This is a genomic window from Pseudonocardia sp. MH-G8 (genome assembly GCF_002262885.1).
In the GTDB taxonomy this organism is placed as follows: Bacteria; Actinomycetota; Actinomycetes; order Mycobacteriales; family Pseudonocardiaceae; genus Pseudonocardia.
The window spans coordinates 49,172-64,269 of sequence record NZ_NKYF01000042.1 but is presented as its reverse complement, the minus strand read 5'-3'; the positions used below and the strand labels follow the sequence as shown (position 1 = coordinate 64,269).

Below are 15,098 nucleotides of genomic sequence, written 5' to 3'. Positions count from 1 at the left end.
CTGGGCGTCGATGGCGGCGATGAGGGCGGCACCAACCTCGGGGGTGAACCTGGACCGCACGACCAACGACCCGTCACCGTCCCAATGCCAGGACACGCCTCGCCGCGGCGTCGACCGGTGGGGTGCAGCGGCGCCGCACCGCCGCCACCACCGTCTCCACATGACCGGCAGTCCCCGACAACGCCAGGTCCAGCAGCACCCGCTCCGCGGTCTCCGCGTCCGCGACCATCACATGACGCAGTTCCGGCTCGCCCGCGGCGATCGCCGCCCCGATCCGAGTCAACGCCGCGGTGTCGGTACCGGTGACCCGGGTCAAAGCCCTGACCTTCGAGTAGGAGACCCGCCCCGCAGCGAACGCCTCACTGATCCGCGGCAGGCGTGCCAGGGCGTGCGCGACCCGTAGGTGCTCGACCGCGGTACGCACGCTCATCCCCGCCCGCCACGACAACCAGTGCGCACACGACCGGATCCCCGGCCCCGCCCAACCCTCCCGGTCATCGAACTCGGCCAGGAATTGCAGGAACCGGCACTCCGCAGCCGCGATGTGCCCGGCCAGGCTGAGGACTTCTGTTTCCAGATCGCGGAGGCTCATGGTCTGCAATGGGGTGGGGAGCGCGATCACCGACACCGGAACCTCCACAGGGGTGTGAGCTGCTGTTTTCCTGTTCAGGATGGCATCGGGGTCCGACAATTCCCGGGCGAGCGTGTTCCGCGGAACGCGACGAAACTGATCAATAGTGTGGATTGAGACGGGGCCACAGCCAGGCGGAGGCACCTGGCCGCAACGTGCTCGTCCACCAACAGGTCTGCTCCCGAGTCGGGAACGGCCGCCGGACGACCACGCTATCCGATGGTTCCACCAACCCGACCCCTCGCAAACGCGGCGGTCGAGGCGAACGGGTGGGTTCGCCCGGCGTGCCGGGTCAGGGCGGCGGGCCGGGTGCTGCGAGCCGGGCACGGTCCGCCCACTGCAAGTTCTCGCGACGAGCGAGACGTGAGTGGGGTTCGATCACGGGCGCGACCCCGCTCACGTCTCGCTCGTCGCGCACACACGGGAAAGGGCCGTCGAAAGACGATCACACCCCGGCGCGAATGGAACGCGATGGCGGGACCCGGGTCGCTCGACGGCCGCGTTCCGCGGAACGCGACGGCACTGATCAATAGCGCGGGGTGGAACGCGGCCACAGCCGGGCGCGCACAGACCGAACGGATCCGTCGAATGACGACTGCCGGAAAATGGCGATACCCAGGATCGCCCGACGGTCGCGTTCCGCGGAACGCGACGGCATTGATCAATAGTGTGCGGGGGTGGAACGGGTCCACAGGCGAGCCGGGCCCGGCGCGCCCACTGGAGCCGACGAGCGAGACACCAGCGGGGTTCGATCACGGGCGCGCCCCCGCTCACGTCCCGCTCGTCGCGCAGAGTCGGAACGGGACCGCCGGATCGAGCACCTCGGTGTGGTTGCGGCCGCGCTCGCGGCAGCCGCCGACGCGGCGCGAAGGGGACGGCTCGGCCCGGGAGCGTCTCCCCGCCTGTCGGGGCCACGATCTCGTCGGTGCGCGACGAGATCCTGCCGGTCGGCGGCTACTCGATCTTCTGATCCCGCCGGGCCCGGCCGGTCTGGTTAAGCGCTTTCCGCTGCCCTAGGGTCGTCGCACGCGATCACGTCGGGGTGGTGGTAATGCGAGACCTGTCGAGACGACGGCTGCTGGGCCTCGGGGCCGGTTCGGCCGCGGCGGCGCTGCTGCCCGGGTGTGCGGCGCCGGGCAGCACGAACGTCAACCGGATGGAGACGATCCCGCGCGCGAGCGGGCCCGTCCGCCTGACCTACTGGGCGTGGGTGAAGGACCTGCAGAAGGTCGCCGACATCTGGAACGCGCAGAACCCGGCGGTGCAGGTCGAGGCCGTCTGGATCCAGGGTGGCAACGACGGCGGCTACGCCAAGATGTACGCCGCGCTGGCCGCGGGCGGAGGTCCCGACATCGGGCAGGTCGAGCTGCGCCAGATCCCGGAGTACCTGCTCGCGAACGGTCTCGTCGACCTCTCGCGCTACGGCGCGCACGAGTTCGCCGACCGGTACTCCCCGTCGGTGTGGAACCAGGTGGTGTTCGACGGCGGCGTCTACGGGATCCCGCAGGACAGCGGCCCGATGGCGTTCTACTACCAGACGGCGCTGCTCGATGCGGTCGGCGGCGTCCCACCGGCGACGTGGGACGACTGGCGGGAACTGGCGGGGGCCATCCGGGAGACGGGCCCGAGCAACTACCTGGAGGTGTTCCCGGTCTCGGACGCCTCCCCCTTCACCGCCTACGCCGCGCAGGCCGGCGCCCGCTGGTTCCGCGCCGACGGTGACGAGTGGGTGGTCCACATGACCGACGACGCCACACTGCGGGTGGCGGAGTTCTTCGACTCCGCGATCGACGACGACCTCGTGGAGACCGGGTTCACCGCCTACTCGCCGGGCTTCTACGCCGCGGCGGGGGAGGGGCGGATCGCCGCCGTCACCAGCGCGTCGTGGGGTGATGCATTGCTCGAGAGCATCACCGACGGTGAGGGCAAGTGGCGGGTGGCGCCGATGCAGACGTGGCCGCACGGCGGGTTCGGCTCGAGTGCCCAGGGCGGCTCGACCGCGGCGGTGCTCGCGCACTCGCCGCACCCGCAGGAGGCGCTGGACTTCATCGTGTGGATGACGTCGTCGCGGGAGGGCATCGACGCGATGATCGAGCACTGCGGCATCGGCTGGTCACCGTCGCGCGACTACATCGGCGAGGCGCGGCGCGCGCCGAGCGCGTGGTTCAGCGGCCAGTCCTACAACGAGGAGGTGTTCGTGCCGGCGGCGCAGCAGCAGCCCGAGTGGATGTGGTCGCCGCTGACGCAGGCGGCGATGACGGCCGTGGAGGACCAGATGCGCCGCAAGCTCTCGGCGGGCCAGCCGCTCGTGGAGGGCCTCGCGCTGGCCGAGGCCGCCACCCTCACCGCGTTCCGCAACAAGGGCCTCACCGTGCGGAGCGCCTCGTGAGCCCCCGCCGGCGCGCCACCAGCGCGCAGAGCCGCGCGCCCTGGCTGCTGCTCGCGCCGTTCCTGCTGCTGTTCGTGCTGACGTTCGTGATCCCGATCGCCGCCGCCCTCGGGCAGAGCTTCACCACGATCGACCGGGCGGGGCTGTTCGGTGAGGACGGCGTGACGAGCCGCTTCGCCGGCGTCGAGAACTACGCACGCGCGCTGGCCGACTCCGGCTTCATCGACTCGATCGGGCGGATGCTGCTCTTCGGGGTGGTGCAGGTCCCGGTGATGATCGTGCTGTGCACGGCGCTGGCGCTGCTGCTGGAGTCGGCGAGCGCGCGCTGGCCACAGTTCTTCCGGGGCGCGTACTTCATGCCCTACGGGGTGCCCGGCGTCATCGCGACGATCATGTGGTCGTTCTTCTACGTGCCCGGCCTGAGCCCGCTGCTCGACATCACCGCCGCGCTGGGCATCGAGATCGATCCGCTCGGCACGGACATGGTGCTCTGGTCGATCGCCAACATCGTCACTTGGACCTACACCGGCTACAACATGCTCATCGTCGTGGCGCAGCTCAAGGCGATCCCCTCGGACGTGTACGAGGCGGCGCGCATCGACGGCGCCGGCCCGTGGCGGCTGGCCTGGTCGGTGCAGCTGCCGCTGATCAGACCGGCGCTGGTGCTCACCACGGTGTTCAGCATCATCGGCACGCTGCAGCTTTTCACCGAGCCACGGCTCCTCCAGATGGTGGCGCCCTCGATCGACAACGCCTACACCCCGAACCTGAGCGCGTACACCAACGCCTTCGAGTTCAACGAGTACGGCATCGCGGCGGCCCAGGCAGTGATCATCGCGCTCGCCGCGTTCGTCCTGTCCTACGCGTTCCTGACCTTCACGAACCGGAGGACGAAGCGATGACCCCCACGCCGACCCTGCAGCGCGGGACGGGAGTCGCCCGGGGCGCCACCGCACCGGCGGGCCCGCGGCGCCTGGACCGCAGCGCGGGCTCCACCATCGTCGTCACCGGCGTGCTCGTGGTCGTCGCGGTGTACTTCATGGTGCCGCTGTACTGGGTGGTGATCGCCGCGACGAAGACCACCGGGGATCTCTTCAGCACCAACGGGTTCTGGTTCGGCGGGTCGTTCGAGCTGTTCGAGAACCTGCGGATGGTCTTCACCTACGACGACGGGATCTTCCTGCGCTGGCTGGGCAACAGCCTGCTCTACTCCGGGGTGGGCGGGCTCGTTGCCACCTACCTGGCGGCCGCGGGCGGGTACGCGCTGGCCAAGTACGAGTTCCGCGGCAGCAACGTGGTGTTCGCCGCCGTGCTGGGCGGGGTCCTCGTGCCCGGCACCGCCACCGCGCTGCCGTTGTTCCTGCTGTTCAGCCGGCTCGGACTGACCGACACGTACTGGAGCGTGCTCATCCCGTCGCTGGTGTCGCCGTTCGGGCTGTTCCTGTGCCGGGTCTACGCGCAGGCCTCGATCGACTCGTCGCTGCTCGAGTCGGGCCGGCTCGACGGCGCGGGCGAGCTGCGGATCTTCCACGAGCTGGCGCTGCGCCCGATGACGCCGGTGCTGGTGACGGTCTTCCTGTTCCAGGCCGTGAGCATCTGGAACAACTACTTCCTGCCGCTGATCATGCTGGGCGACCAGGACCTGTATCCGATCACCCTCGGGATCGAGAACTGGCGGGCGCAGACGGACCGGCTGCCGGAGTTCTACCAGCTCACCACCGGCGGCGTGCTGGTGTCGATCGTTCCGCTCGTGATCGCGGTGATCGTGCTGCAGCGGTTCTGGCGCGGCGGGCTCACGGAGGGGGCGGTGAAGGGCTGACCGGTGCGGCGGCGCCGAACCGCTCGCGCAGCGAGGTCTTCACGACCTTGCCGCTGGGGTTGCGCGGCAGCGCGTCGACGATCCGCAGGTGCCGCGGGCGCTTGTAGGAGGCCAGGTGCTCCCGGGAGAACGCCTCGATCTCGGCGTCGGTGGGTGGGTCGCGCGGGTCGCGCGGCGCGATGATCGCGAGAGGGGTCTCGCCCCACGTGGGGTCGGGCACCCCGATCAGTGCCACCTCGGCGACCTTCGGATGCCCGGCCAGCGCGTTCTCCACCTCGGCGCAGTAGATGTTCTCGCCGCCGGAGATGATCATGTCCTTCTTGCGGTCGACCACGTAGTAGTAGCCGTCGGCGTCCTCGCGGACCAGGTCGCCGGAGTGGAACCAGCCCCCGCGGAAGGCCGCGGCCGTCTCGTCGGGCTTGTTCCAGTACTCCGCCATGACCATCGGGCTGCGGTAGACGATCTCGCCGACCTCGCCCTGGCGTACGTCGTTCATGTCGTCGTCGACCACGCGGACCTCGACACCCACCATGGGGGTGCCCACAGAGCCGATCTTGCGGATCGAGTCCTCACCGCGCAGGTTCGTGGTGACGGGGCTGCACTCGGTCTGCCCGAAGGCGGTGCAGACCTCGGCCTGCGGGAACGCCTCGATCATGGTGCGCAGGAGCGTGGTCGACGCCGGTGCCGCGCCCCAGGAGATCCGTCGCAGCCGCGACAGGTTCGCCGACGCGAGGTCGGGCACCGCGCAGATCGCCTGCCACTGCGCGGGCACCATGAAGCACGAGCTCACCCCCTCGTCGACGAGGGTGCGCACCGTCGCCACCGGGTCGAACCCGCCCGAGGGCGGGATGACGGTCTTGCCGCCGGTGATCAGCACGGGCAGCATCCCGGACAGGCCCGCGATGTGGAACAGCGGCGCCGCCGACATCCACACCCGGTCGTCGCCGCTGATGCCCAACGTCGCCATGGAGCAGAAGGCGTGCAGGTAGAGGTTGCGGTGGGTGAGCACCGCGCCCTTCGGGAAGCCGGTCGTGCCCGAGGTGTACATGATGAACGCGGGCGCCTCGTCGCGGACGGGGAGCTCGGTGTAGACGTCGGACGCGGCGGCGATGATCTCCTCGACGTCGCCGCCGATCGTGAGCACCGACCGCACGCCGGACGCCGTCGCCCGCGCCTGCTCCACGGCGGGGGCGAGCGCGGCGTCGACGATCACGGCCACGGCACCGCTGTCGCCGAGCACGTAGGCGATCTCGTCGGCGACGAGCCGGAAGTTCACGGGGACTGCGATGGCCCCGATCCGCAGGGCCGCCAACCAGGCCTCCACGACCTCGATGCTGTTGAGACCCAGCACCGCCACCCGATCACCGGACACGACGCCGCGGTCGGTGAGGGCGTGGCCGAGCCGGGTGACCCGCTCGTCGAGTTCGCGGTAGGTCCGGCGCGACCTCGGGTCGACCAGCGCCGGATCGTCGGGCCGCAGCCGGGCGTGCCGGGCGACCATGTCGCTCATCGTCATGCCGTGCCCGGTGATGCTGGAATCGCTCATCGACATCCTCGGCGTGGTCGCGACTCGCTTACTGAACGACCGTTATGTTCGCGGCAACTCGGCGCGCTGACAAGGCCGGCCTCGGAGCAGTTGCGGCGGGTGCCGGCTACCGCCTAGCTCTCCGGCGCTCCGATGGCCTTCAGGTGTTCGATCGTGGCCTGCTTGCCCTGCAGGATGTGGTCGTGCATCCCGCACCCGGCGGCGTCGGCCTGCCGGGCCAGCAGCGCCTCGGTCACCGCTGCGTGGTCCTGCACGGAGCGGTGGCGGCGGTGGATGAACCAGATCGCCTGGTAGGGCACCCCGGTCCAGAGACGGTCGATGAAGTCGTCGAGGAAGGAGGAGTGGGCGGCCTCGTAGACGGCGCGGTGCCACAGCGCGTTGAGGTCGACGATCACGCCCTGCGCGCCGTCCTCCTTCTCCGCGGCGGCGCGGAACTCCTCGTGTAGCCCCCGGATCTCGGCGAGCTCCGCCTCGGTGGCGTTCTCCGCGGCCAGCCGGGTGGCGAGCGGTTCGAGGGTGACCCGGAGCAGGTAGATCTCCTCGGCGCGGGGGATGGAGTAGCGGGTGACGACGTGCCCGTGGTGCGGGCGGTATTCCACGAGGCCGTGGGCCTGCAGCATCCGCAGCGCCTCCCGGATGGGGGTGAGGCTCATCTGCATCTCGTCGGAGAGGCTCTGCAGGGTCAGCTTGGCGCCACCTGGCAGCTCCCCGCGTTCGATCTTGCGCCGGACCACGCTGAAGGCCTCCTCGGCCTTCGTGGTGGTCCGGGCCGGCTTCCTCGCCATCCTGCCCCTTCCGTCACCGGGACGGTACCGAGATCGGGGTGACGGCGTCCTTCCCGGTGAGCACGGCGACGACGTTCTCGACGGCGAGCTCCGCCATCCGGGTGCGCGTCTCGACGGTGGCCGACCCCAGGTGCGGGGCGAGGACGGCGTTGTCGAGGCGGCGCAGCCCCTCGTGGACCTGCGGCTCGTCCTCGTAGACGTCCAGTCCGGCCCCGGCGATGGTGGCGTCGGCCAGCGCCGTGGCGAGCGCCGCCTCGTCGACGATCGGCCCGCGGGCGGTGTTGACCAGGTACGCGCCGCGCTTCATCCGGTGCAGCGCGGCGGCGTCGATCAGGTGCCGGGTCTCCGGCGTGAGCGGGCAGTGCAGGGACACCACGTCGGATGTCTCCAGCAGCTCGTCCAGCCCCACCTGCCGGGAACCCGCCACGTCGACGGGGCGGCGGTTGTGGTGCACGACGTCCATGCCGAACGCCGCGGCGCGCCGTGCGACGGCGCGGCCGATGCCGCCCATGCCCACGATGCCCAGCTGCTTGCCCTGCAGACCCGAGCCGAGCATGAAGGACACGTCCCAGGACCACGGCGTGCCGGAACGCACGAGCCGGTCGCCCTCGGCGACCCGGCGGGTGACGGCCAGCAGCAGGGCGATCGTGAGGTCGGCGGTGGCGTCCACGAGCACGCCCGGCGTGTTGGTCGCGAGCACCCCGCGCCCGGTGATCGCCGGGACGTCGAGGTTGTCGTAGCCGACCGCGGTGTTGGCCACGACCTTCAGCTCCGGCCCGGCGGCGGCGAGCACGGAGTCGTCGATGCGGTCGGTGAGCATGCTGACGACCGCGGCCGACCCGCGCACCGCGTCGTGCAGCTCCTGCGCCGACAGCGGCCGGTCGTGCGGCGAGACCCACACGTCGCCGACGGTGTGCAGCGGTTCGAGCGCCGCGGGAGGCAGCGCGCGGGTGACCACGATCCGCGGGGTGTCGGGGCTCATGCGGGTGGTGTCCTCCGGGTCGGGTCGGTGCCCTCCGCGAGCAAGGAGCCCTGCGCGAGCAGGGCGCGGGCGCGGTGGGCGATCGGATAGTCGATGAACGTACCGTCGTCGAGCCGCAGCGAGGAGACACCGGCCGCCTCGGCCTCACGGAAGGCTTCGTCGACCCGGCGCGCCCACGAAAGCTGCGCCTCGGTGGGTGCGAACGCCGCCATGACGACCGGGACCTGGCGGGGATGGATCACCTGCTTGCCCGCGAAGCCCAGCCGCCGCGCCCGCGCGGCCGAGCGGGCCAGCCCGTCGGCGTCGTCGAGGTCGAGGTGCGGTCCGTCGATCGGCCCGGGGCGCCCGGCCGCGGCGGCGGCGAGAACGACGGTGCTGCGCGCGACGAACAGCTCCTCGCCGTCGGCCGTCGGGGTGACGCCGAGCTCGTTCGACAGGTCGGCCGGCCCGAAGGTGAGGGTGCGGACCCGGGGGTCGGCGGCGGCGATCGCGCGGGCCTCGGCGACGCCTGCCGCGGTCTCGACCAGCGGGAGGAGGCCGGTGCGGCCCGGCTCCAGCCCGGCGCGGGCCTCGGCCCGGTCCAGGAGCGTGGCCACCGCGCGGACCGCGGCCGCGTCCGAGCACATCGGCACGACGACGAGGTCGACGCGCGCCAGCACCGGTTCCAGTGCAGCGACGTCCGCCTCGGCGAGCCCGGAGGCGACCGCGTTGATCCGCACCGCGACCACCGGGCCGTCCGGCGGCAGCGCCGCGAGCGCGGGGGCGAGCCCGGCGCGGGCCTCGTCCTTGCGGGAGAGGGCGACCGCGTCCTCGAGGTCGACGGCGATCCCGTCGGCGCCCGCGGCGGCGGCCTTGGGGATGCGGTCGGGCCGGTCGGCCGGCACGAACAGCAGGGTTCGCAGGCGGAGCGGCATGGACGCGCCCATCAGTCGGCGTACCAGTTCGGCAGCTCGTCCTGCAGGTCCACCCACACCGACTTGACGCGCGTGTAGTGCTCCATGACCTGCATGCCGCCCTCGCGCCCGTACCCGGACTGCTTGTAGCCGCCGAACGGCACGAGGTGGTTGATCGTGCGGGTGGTGTTCACCCAGATCAGCCCGGCCTCGATGCCGGCCGCGACGCGGTGGCCGCGCGCGATGTCGCGGGTCCAGACGGAGCCCGCGAGGCCGTACTGCGTGTCGTTGGCCTTCGCCAGCGCGTCCGCCTCGTCGGAGAAGCTCATCACGCCCGTCACGGGGCCGAAGATCTCCTCCCGGATCATCCGCATGGAGTTGTCGACGCCGTCGAGCACGGTCGGCGTGAAGTAGTAGCCGCCCTCCAGCGCCGGGTCGGTGGGCGCGGCGCCACCGCACACCAGCGTGGCGCCGTCCTGCACGCCGCTGCGGACGTAGCCGGCGATCGTCTCGCGGTGCGGCGCGGAGATCTGCGCCCCCATCTGGGTCTTCTCCGACAGCGGGTCGCCCACGCGGATGCGCCGCGCGAGCGCGGTGAACCGGTCGAGGAACTCGTCGTGGACGCTGTCCTGCACCAGGATGCGGGAGGCGGCCTGGCAGGTCTGGCCGGCCGCGGAGAAGATCCCGTAGGCGGTGCGGTGCACGGCCGCGTCCAGGTCGGCGTCGGCGAAGACCAGCGTCGGGGACTTGCCACCCAGCTCGAACGTCACCAGCTTGAGGTCGTTCGCGGCGGTGGCGGCGATCTGCTTGCCGACCGCGGTGGAGCCGGTGAAGGCGATCTTGTCGACGCCCGGGTGGGCCACGAGCGCGGCGCCCGCGGACTCGCCGAGCCCGGTGACCAGGTTGAACACCCCGTCCGGCAGCCCGGCCTCGGCGATCAGGTGGGCGAAGACCACCGAGGACACAGACGTCTGCTCGGCGGGCTTGAGCACGATCGTGTTGCCGCCGGCCAGCGCCGGGCTGAGCTTCCAGGCGAGCATGAGCAGCGGGGAGTTCCACGGCACGATCGCGCCCACCACGCCGACCGGCTCGCGGCGCGTGTAGCTGAACGCCGACGCCGCCTGCGGGTGGGTCTCGCCCAGCACCGTCTGGCAGACGCCGGCGAAGTACTCGAAGTAGCGCACGATCGCGTCGATCTCCGCGCGCACCTCGCGGACCGGCTTGCCGTTGTCGCGGGACTCGATGATCGTGAGCTCCTCGCGGTGCCGGTCGACGACGGCCGCGATGCGCAACAGGAACCGTGCCCGGTCGGCGGCGGTGACCCGCGACCACTCGCCGCGCAGCGCCCGCCGCGCCGCGGTGACGGCGCGGTCCACGTCGGGAGCGGCCGCGTTCGGGAGCGTGGCCCACACCCGGCCGGTGCGCGGTTCGGGGGAGTCGAAGGTGGCGCCGCTGTCGGCGTGGACCCACGCGCCGCCGACGAGCATCGGCAGGTGCAGCGGGGCGTCGGTGTCGGCGGCGGGCGCGGCGACGAGGTCGGCGACGGTCATCGCGGGGTGGTCCTCCTCGGACGAGGTCATGCGCGGACTCCGGGCAGCAGCACCGGCTTGATCTCCTGGAACGCCTGCATGCGCCCGATCACGGCGTTGACGTCCTCGAGCGGGTACTGCCCGCTGATCAGGCGTTCGAACGGCAGGCGGTCGGCGTAGCGCTCCAGCACCCGCAGCGCCTCGTAGTAGTGGGTGGTGTCGCCGGAGAAGGAGCCGATCACGGTCAGGTTCTTCTTGGTGATGGTGCCGGGCGCGATCGGGGTGGTGCCGGCCCCGAGCTGGCCGACCACCAGGTAGCGGGCACCGAGCCCGGCCATCTCCACGCCCTCGGCGAAGGCGGCGGGGTGCCCGGAGAACTCGGCCACCAGGTCGGCTCCCAGGCCTGCGGTGGCTTCGCGCACGCGGGCGAGCCGCTCGGCGGGGTCGGGCACCTCCTCCAGCGAGACCACCTCGTCGGCCCCGAACGCGGAGGCGAGCTCCAGGCGCGCGGCCGGTGCCCCGACCGTGACGACGCGTCCGGCCCCGGCCTGCGCGAACAGCCCGGTGGCGAGGATGCCCAGCGGCCCGGCGCCCTGGACGACGACGGTGTGCTCGGGGCCCACGCGCCCGGCCTGCTGCACGGCGTTGACCACCGAGCGCAGCGCGCAGCTGGCCATGCTGGCCAGGGCGTCGGGCACGGCGTCGGGCACGCGCACCCGGCCCGAGCCGGGCAGGACGTAGGCGTGCTGGGCGAACCCGCCCATCAGGTAGGGCCACTCCTGCATCGACACGTGGCCGTAGGCGCTGCGGTTCAGGCACATCGCGGGGCGCTTGCGGGCGCACATCACGCAGCGCCCGCAGAAGGCGTGGGTCCAGATCACGCGGTCGCCGACGCGCAGGTCCTGGCCCACCGAGTCGACCTGCGCGCCCTCGCCGATCGCGACGACCCGCCCGACCATCTCGTGGCCGAGGATCAGCGGGAGGGCGATGTCGAGGGCGAGCGAGCCCTCCCAGCAGTGCACGTCGGTGCCGCACAGCGAGCACGCCACGACCTCGACGAGCAGCCCGCCCGCCTCGACGCGGGGCGGCACGGGGACGTCCTCGATGCCGATCGGCTCGCCGAACGCGCGGACCACCGCCGCGCGCGTGTGGTCGGGGATGGCGGTCGTCATGGGTGGATCTCCTTCAGGAAGCGGTGGGGATGTCTGCAGTGGTACGCCCGGCCCCGGTGCCGGCGCGCACCTGGCCCCACACGCCCACGGCCAGCACGGTGATCAGGCACAGCGCGATGATGTAGAGCGCGACGGGCCACGGCGCGCCGTCGCTCCAGAGCAGCAGGGACGCCGCGATGAGCGGGGTGAACCCGCCGATCAGGGCGGCGCCGAGCTGGTAGCCCAGCGAGGCGCCGCTGTAGCGCACCCGGGCGTCGAACAGCTCGGAGAAGTAGAGGGTCTGGGCCCCGTACATGGAGGCGTGGCCGACGGCGAGCCCGACGATCAGCGCGAGCCACAACGCCACGGTGGAGCCGCTGCCGGCGAGCCAGAAGAAGGGGAACGCGAAGACGGCCACGAACGCGGCGCCGAACGCGTAGACCGGGCGCCGCCCGACGCGGTCGGCGAGCACCCCGAACACCCCGACCGTGACGATCGAGACGAGGCTGGCGACCAGCACGCCGTTCAGCGCGGCGTTGCGACCCGCGCCGTCCGCGGCGAGGGTCAGGGCGAACACCGTGATCAGGTAGAACGCGCCGGTCTCGGCGGCCTTGGCGCCGAAGGTGACCAGGATGCCGCGCATGCTGGTGCGCAGCGCTTCCACGATCGGGACCTTCACCGGCTCGCCTGCCGCTGCCGTCGCCTGCGCGAACTCGGGCGACTCGGTGATGGAGCGCCGCAGGTACATGCCGACCACGACCAGGACGAAGCCCAGCAGGAACGGCACCCGCCAGCCCCAGGCGCGGAACTGCTCCTCGGGCAGCAGCAGGAACGCGCCGAGGACGAGGTTGGACAGCACGATGCCCGCGTAGACGCCCATCTGCGGCCAGGTGCCGTAGAAGGCGCGGCGCCCGGCGGGGGCGTGCTCCACGGTCATGATCGCGGCGCCGCCCCACTCGCCGCCGTGGGCGAGGCCCTGCAGCAGGCGCAGGAGGACCAGCAGCACCGGCGCCCACGTACCGATGACGGCGTAGGTGGGCAGGAGTCCGATCCCGACCGTCGAGGCGCCCATCAGGGCGAGCGTCGCGATGAGCACGGACTTGCGCCCGACCCGGTCGCCGAAGTGGCCGGCGATGATGCCACCGAGGGGCCGGGCGACGAACCCGACGCCGAACGTCGCGAGCGCGAGCAGGGTGCCCACCGCCGGGTCGGTGCTGTGGAAGAACAGGCTGCCGAAGATCGTCGCCGACAGCGCGCCGTAGAGGTAGAAGTCGTAGTACTCGAGCATCGTGCCGATGCTGCTGGCCAGGGCGACCCGGCGGACGAGCCGGGGATCGGGGGTGGGGGTCGACATCCTCGGATGTCCTCTCATCGGTGAGGGGCTGTGGGGAGGGGTCAATCGATGGGGGAGCGGGCGGTGGCCGGCCCGATCACGCCGTCGGCCTCGAGCTGCGCGAGCTCGTCGTCCGTGCACCCGAGCTGGTCGCGCAGGATCTCCTCGTTGTGCTCGCCGAGGAGCGGGCCCGCGCTGCGGACGGCGCCGGGAGTGCGGCTCAGGTGGGCGATGAGGCCCTGCATCTTCAGCGGGCCGAGTGCGGGGTGGTCGATCGTGGTGACGCTGCCGCGTGCCGCGAAGTGCGGGTCGGCGGCGATGTCGGCGGCCGAGTAGACCGGCCCGACGGTGGCGCCCACGGCGTCGAACGCGGCCAGGACCTCGTCGTTGTCGCGGTCGGCGACCCAGCTCGCGATGGCGTCGTCGATCTCGTCGCGGTGGGCGACGCGCCCGGCGATGTCGTCGAACCAGGGCGCGTCGGCGAGGTCGTCACGCCCGACGGCCCGCAGGATCCGGCGCCCGGTCGCGGCCGTCGCCCCGGACAGCGCGACGTAGCGGCCGTCGCGGGTGCGGTAGCACTCCCGGGGCACGTTGAAGTCGGTGCGGCTGCCCTGCCGGGTGGGGTGCAGACCCAGCTGGTCGTGCGCGGAGGTCTGCGCGCCGAGGATCCAGAACAGCGGCTCGTAGATCGACAGGTCGACGACCTGCCCCTCGCCGGTCCGCTCCGCGTGGCGCAGGGCGGTCATCGTGGCGAACGCGCCCGCGAGCGCGGCGACACCGTCGGCCAGCGGCCACTGGGGGAGCACCGGCGGGCCGTCGGCGGCGCCGTTGGTGTCGGCGAACCCGCTGATGGCCTCGGCCAGGGTGCCGAAGCCCGGACGTGAGCGGTACGGGCCGGTCTGGCCGAAGCCCGAGACCCGCACGACGACGAGCCGCGGGTTGATCCGCAGCAGGTCCTCGGGATCGAGCCCCCAGCGCTCCAACGTGCCCGGCCGGAAGCTCTCGACGAACACGTCGGCCTCGGTGAGCAGCCGGCGCAGCACCTCCGCACCGCGGGGGTCGGACAGCGCGAGGCTGACCGCCCGCTTGTTGCGGCCCACGAGCGCCCACCAGAGCGACTCGCCGTCCTTGCGCCACTCCCAGCTGCGCAGCCCGTCGCCGCGGGGGTGCTCGACCTTGACCACGTCGGCGCCGAAGTCGCCGAGCAGAGTGGCGAGCATCGGGCCCGCGTAGATCGTCGCGGCGTCCACGACGCGCACGCCCGAGAGTGGCCCGCTACTTGTGTCAAACATTTGATAAAACGTAGCGGCGGCGGTCCGGGCCCGCAAGAGCCGTCCGCTGTGACGCGCGCCGTCGACGAACCCGAGGGGGTGAGCCGGACCGGCCCGGGGTCAGCCCTCGACGCCGGGCCGCACCGGGCTGATGTAGGTGCCGGGCCGGGTCGCGCCGTCCTGGCGCAGCACCGCTCCGCCGGGCCACTCGAGGCTCGCCGAGCGGGTCTCGTCGGGCGGCGTGACCAGCATGCCGCTGGGGGTCCACTCCGACCCGTCCTGCGGCGGCAGCCAGGTGATCGTGGTGTGCGCGGCGCTGCCCGGCTCGAGCCGCACCGGCGAGGCCGGCTGCTCGGCACGGCGCAGCGAGTATGTCGGTCCCATCGGGTCGTCCGGACCCTGCAGGTCGACCCCGCCGAACCCGGTCATCGTGCAGGGCTGCGCGGAGGTGTTGGTCCAGACGATCGCGGTGTGGCGCTGACCTGCCTCGCCGGTGGTCCGCCCGAGCGATGCGCTCACCTCGTCGAGCGTGCACCGCGTGTCGTCGGAACCACCGCCCCCGCCCGGCGTCGCCGTCGCCGAGCTGTCACCGCCCGCGGCCGTCGTCGGTGCCGCTGCGGTCGACGTGGGCACAGCGGTGGTCGGCGCCGACGGCGCGGCGGGCGAGGGCGACTGGCAGCCGGCGAGGACGGCGACCCCGGTCAGGAGGAGCGCGGCGAGCGGGCGGGGCGGGAACGACATGATCGCCAGACTCGATCGCCGGTCCGCC

13 protein-coding genes are annotated in these 15,098 nt (G+C 72.3%); 3 read left to right on the top strand and 10 right to left on the bottom strand.

Annotated features, from left to right (window positions below; translation table 11 throughout):
- Positions 1-73 precede the first annotated feature (73 nt).
- Positions 74-775: a DUF222 domain-containing protein gene (locus CFP66_RS44340; RefSeq protein WP_198962110.1), complete on the bottom strand. Its 702-nt coding sequence runs from the start codon at positions 773-775 to the stop codon at positions 74-76.
- A 907-nt stretch (positions 776-1,682) separates the two neighbouring features.
- Here CFP66_RS44340 and CFP66_RS44335 point away from each other — a divergent pair.
- The 3 genes from CFP66_RS44335 to CFP66_RS44325 all read left to right on the top strand — a co-directional run bounded on the left by CFP66_RS44335 (position 1,683) and on the right by CFP66_RS44325 (position 4,839).
- A complete protein-coding gene (locus tag CFP66_RS44335) occupies positions 1,683-3,020 on the top strand; it encodes an extracellular solute-binding protein (RefSeq protein WP_094931397.1) in 1,338 nt (445 codons plus the stop codon).
- On the top strand, positions 3,017-3,922 hold the full coding sequence (locus CFP66_RS44330) for a carbohydrate ABC transporter permease (protein ID WP_094931396.1): 906 nt from the start codon (positions 3,017-3,019) through the stop codon (positions 3,920-3,922). Before CFP66_RS44335 ends, CFP66_RS44330 begins: the two co-directional genes overlap by 4 nt.
- Before the next feature lie 137 nt (positions 3,923-4,059).
- Entirely contained in the window at positions 4,060-4,839 is a 780-nt protein-coding gene (locus CFP66_RS44325) for a carbohydrate ABC transporter permease (protein ID WP_233160242.1), read from the top strand.
- Here CFP66_RS44325 and CFP66_RS44320 read toward each other — a convergent pair.
- The 9 genes from CFP66_RS44320 to CFP66_RS44280 all read right to left on the bottom strand — a co-directional run bounded on the left by CFP66_RS44320 (position 4,814) and on the right by CFP66_RS44280 (position 15,070).
- Positions 4,814-6,385: a long-chain-fatty-acid--CoA ligase gene (locus CFP66_RS44320; protein ID WP_094931394.1), complete on the bottom strand. Its 1,572-nt coding sequence runs from the start codon at positions 6,383-6,385 to the stop codon at positions 4,814-4,816. The genes CFP66_RS44325 and CFP66_RS44320 overlap by 26 nt on opposite strands.
- 113 nt (positions 6,386-6,498) lie before the next feature.
- A complete protein-coding gene (locus CFP66_RS44315; protein WP_094931393.1) occupies positions 6,499-7,170 on the bottom strand; it encodes a GntR family transcriptional regulator in 672 nt (223 codons plus the stop codon).
- Between the two features lie 13 nt (positions 7,171-7,183).
- A complete protein-coding gene (locus CFP66_RS44310) occupies positions 7,184-8,152 on the bottom strand; it encodes a D-glycerate dehydrogenase (RefSeq protein ID WP_094931392.1) in 969 nt (322 codons plus the stop codon).
- The gene (locus tag CFP66_RS44305; RefSeq protein ID WP_198962109.1) at positions 8,149-9,066 is read right to left on the bottom strand and encodes a CoA ester lyase; all 918 of its coding nucleotides are present in this window, start codon (positions 9,064-9,066) and stop codon (positions 8,149-8,151) included. Before CFP66_RS44305 ends, CFP66_RS44310 begins: the two co-directional genes overlap by 4 nt.
- Before the next feature lie 11 nt (positions 9,067-9,077).
- Positions 9,078-10,625 (bottom strand): aldehyde dehydrogenase, encoded by a 1,548-nt coding sequence (locus CFP66_RS44300; RefSeq protein WP_233160241.1) that lies wholly within the window; start codon positions 10,623-10,625, stop codon positions 9,078-9,080.
- A complete protein-coding gene (locus CFP66_RS44295; protein ID WP_094931390.1) occupies positions 10,622-11,746 on the bottom strand; it encodes a zinc-binding dehydrogenase in 1,125 nt (374 codons plus the stop codon). Before CFP66_RS44295 ends, CFP66_RS44300 begins: the two co-directional genes overlap by 4 nt.
- Before the next feature lie 13 nt (positions 11,747-11,759).
- On the bottom strand, positions 11,760-13,079 hold the full coding sequence (locus CFP66_RS44290) for an MFS transporter (RefSeq protein ID WP_094931389.1): 1,320 nt from the start codon (positions 13,077-13,079) through the stop codon (positions 11,760-11,762).
- A gap of 41 nt (positions 13,080-13,120) precedes the next feature.
- A complete protein-coding gene (locus tag CFP66_RS44285; protein ID WP_094931388.1) occupies positions 13,121-14,350 on the bottom strand; it encodes a CaiB/BaiF CoA-transferase family protein in 1,230 nt (409 codons plus the stop codon).
- Between the two features lie 99 nt (positions 14,351-14,449).
- Positions 14,450-15,070 (bottom strand): DUF4232 domain-containing protein, encoded by a 621-nt coding sequence (locus CFP66_RS44280; protein ID WP_094931387.1) that lies wholly within the window; start codon positions 15,068-15,070, stop codon positions 14,450-14,452.
- Between the last annotated feature and the right edge of the window lie 28 nt (positions 15,071-15,098).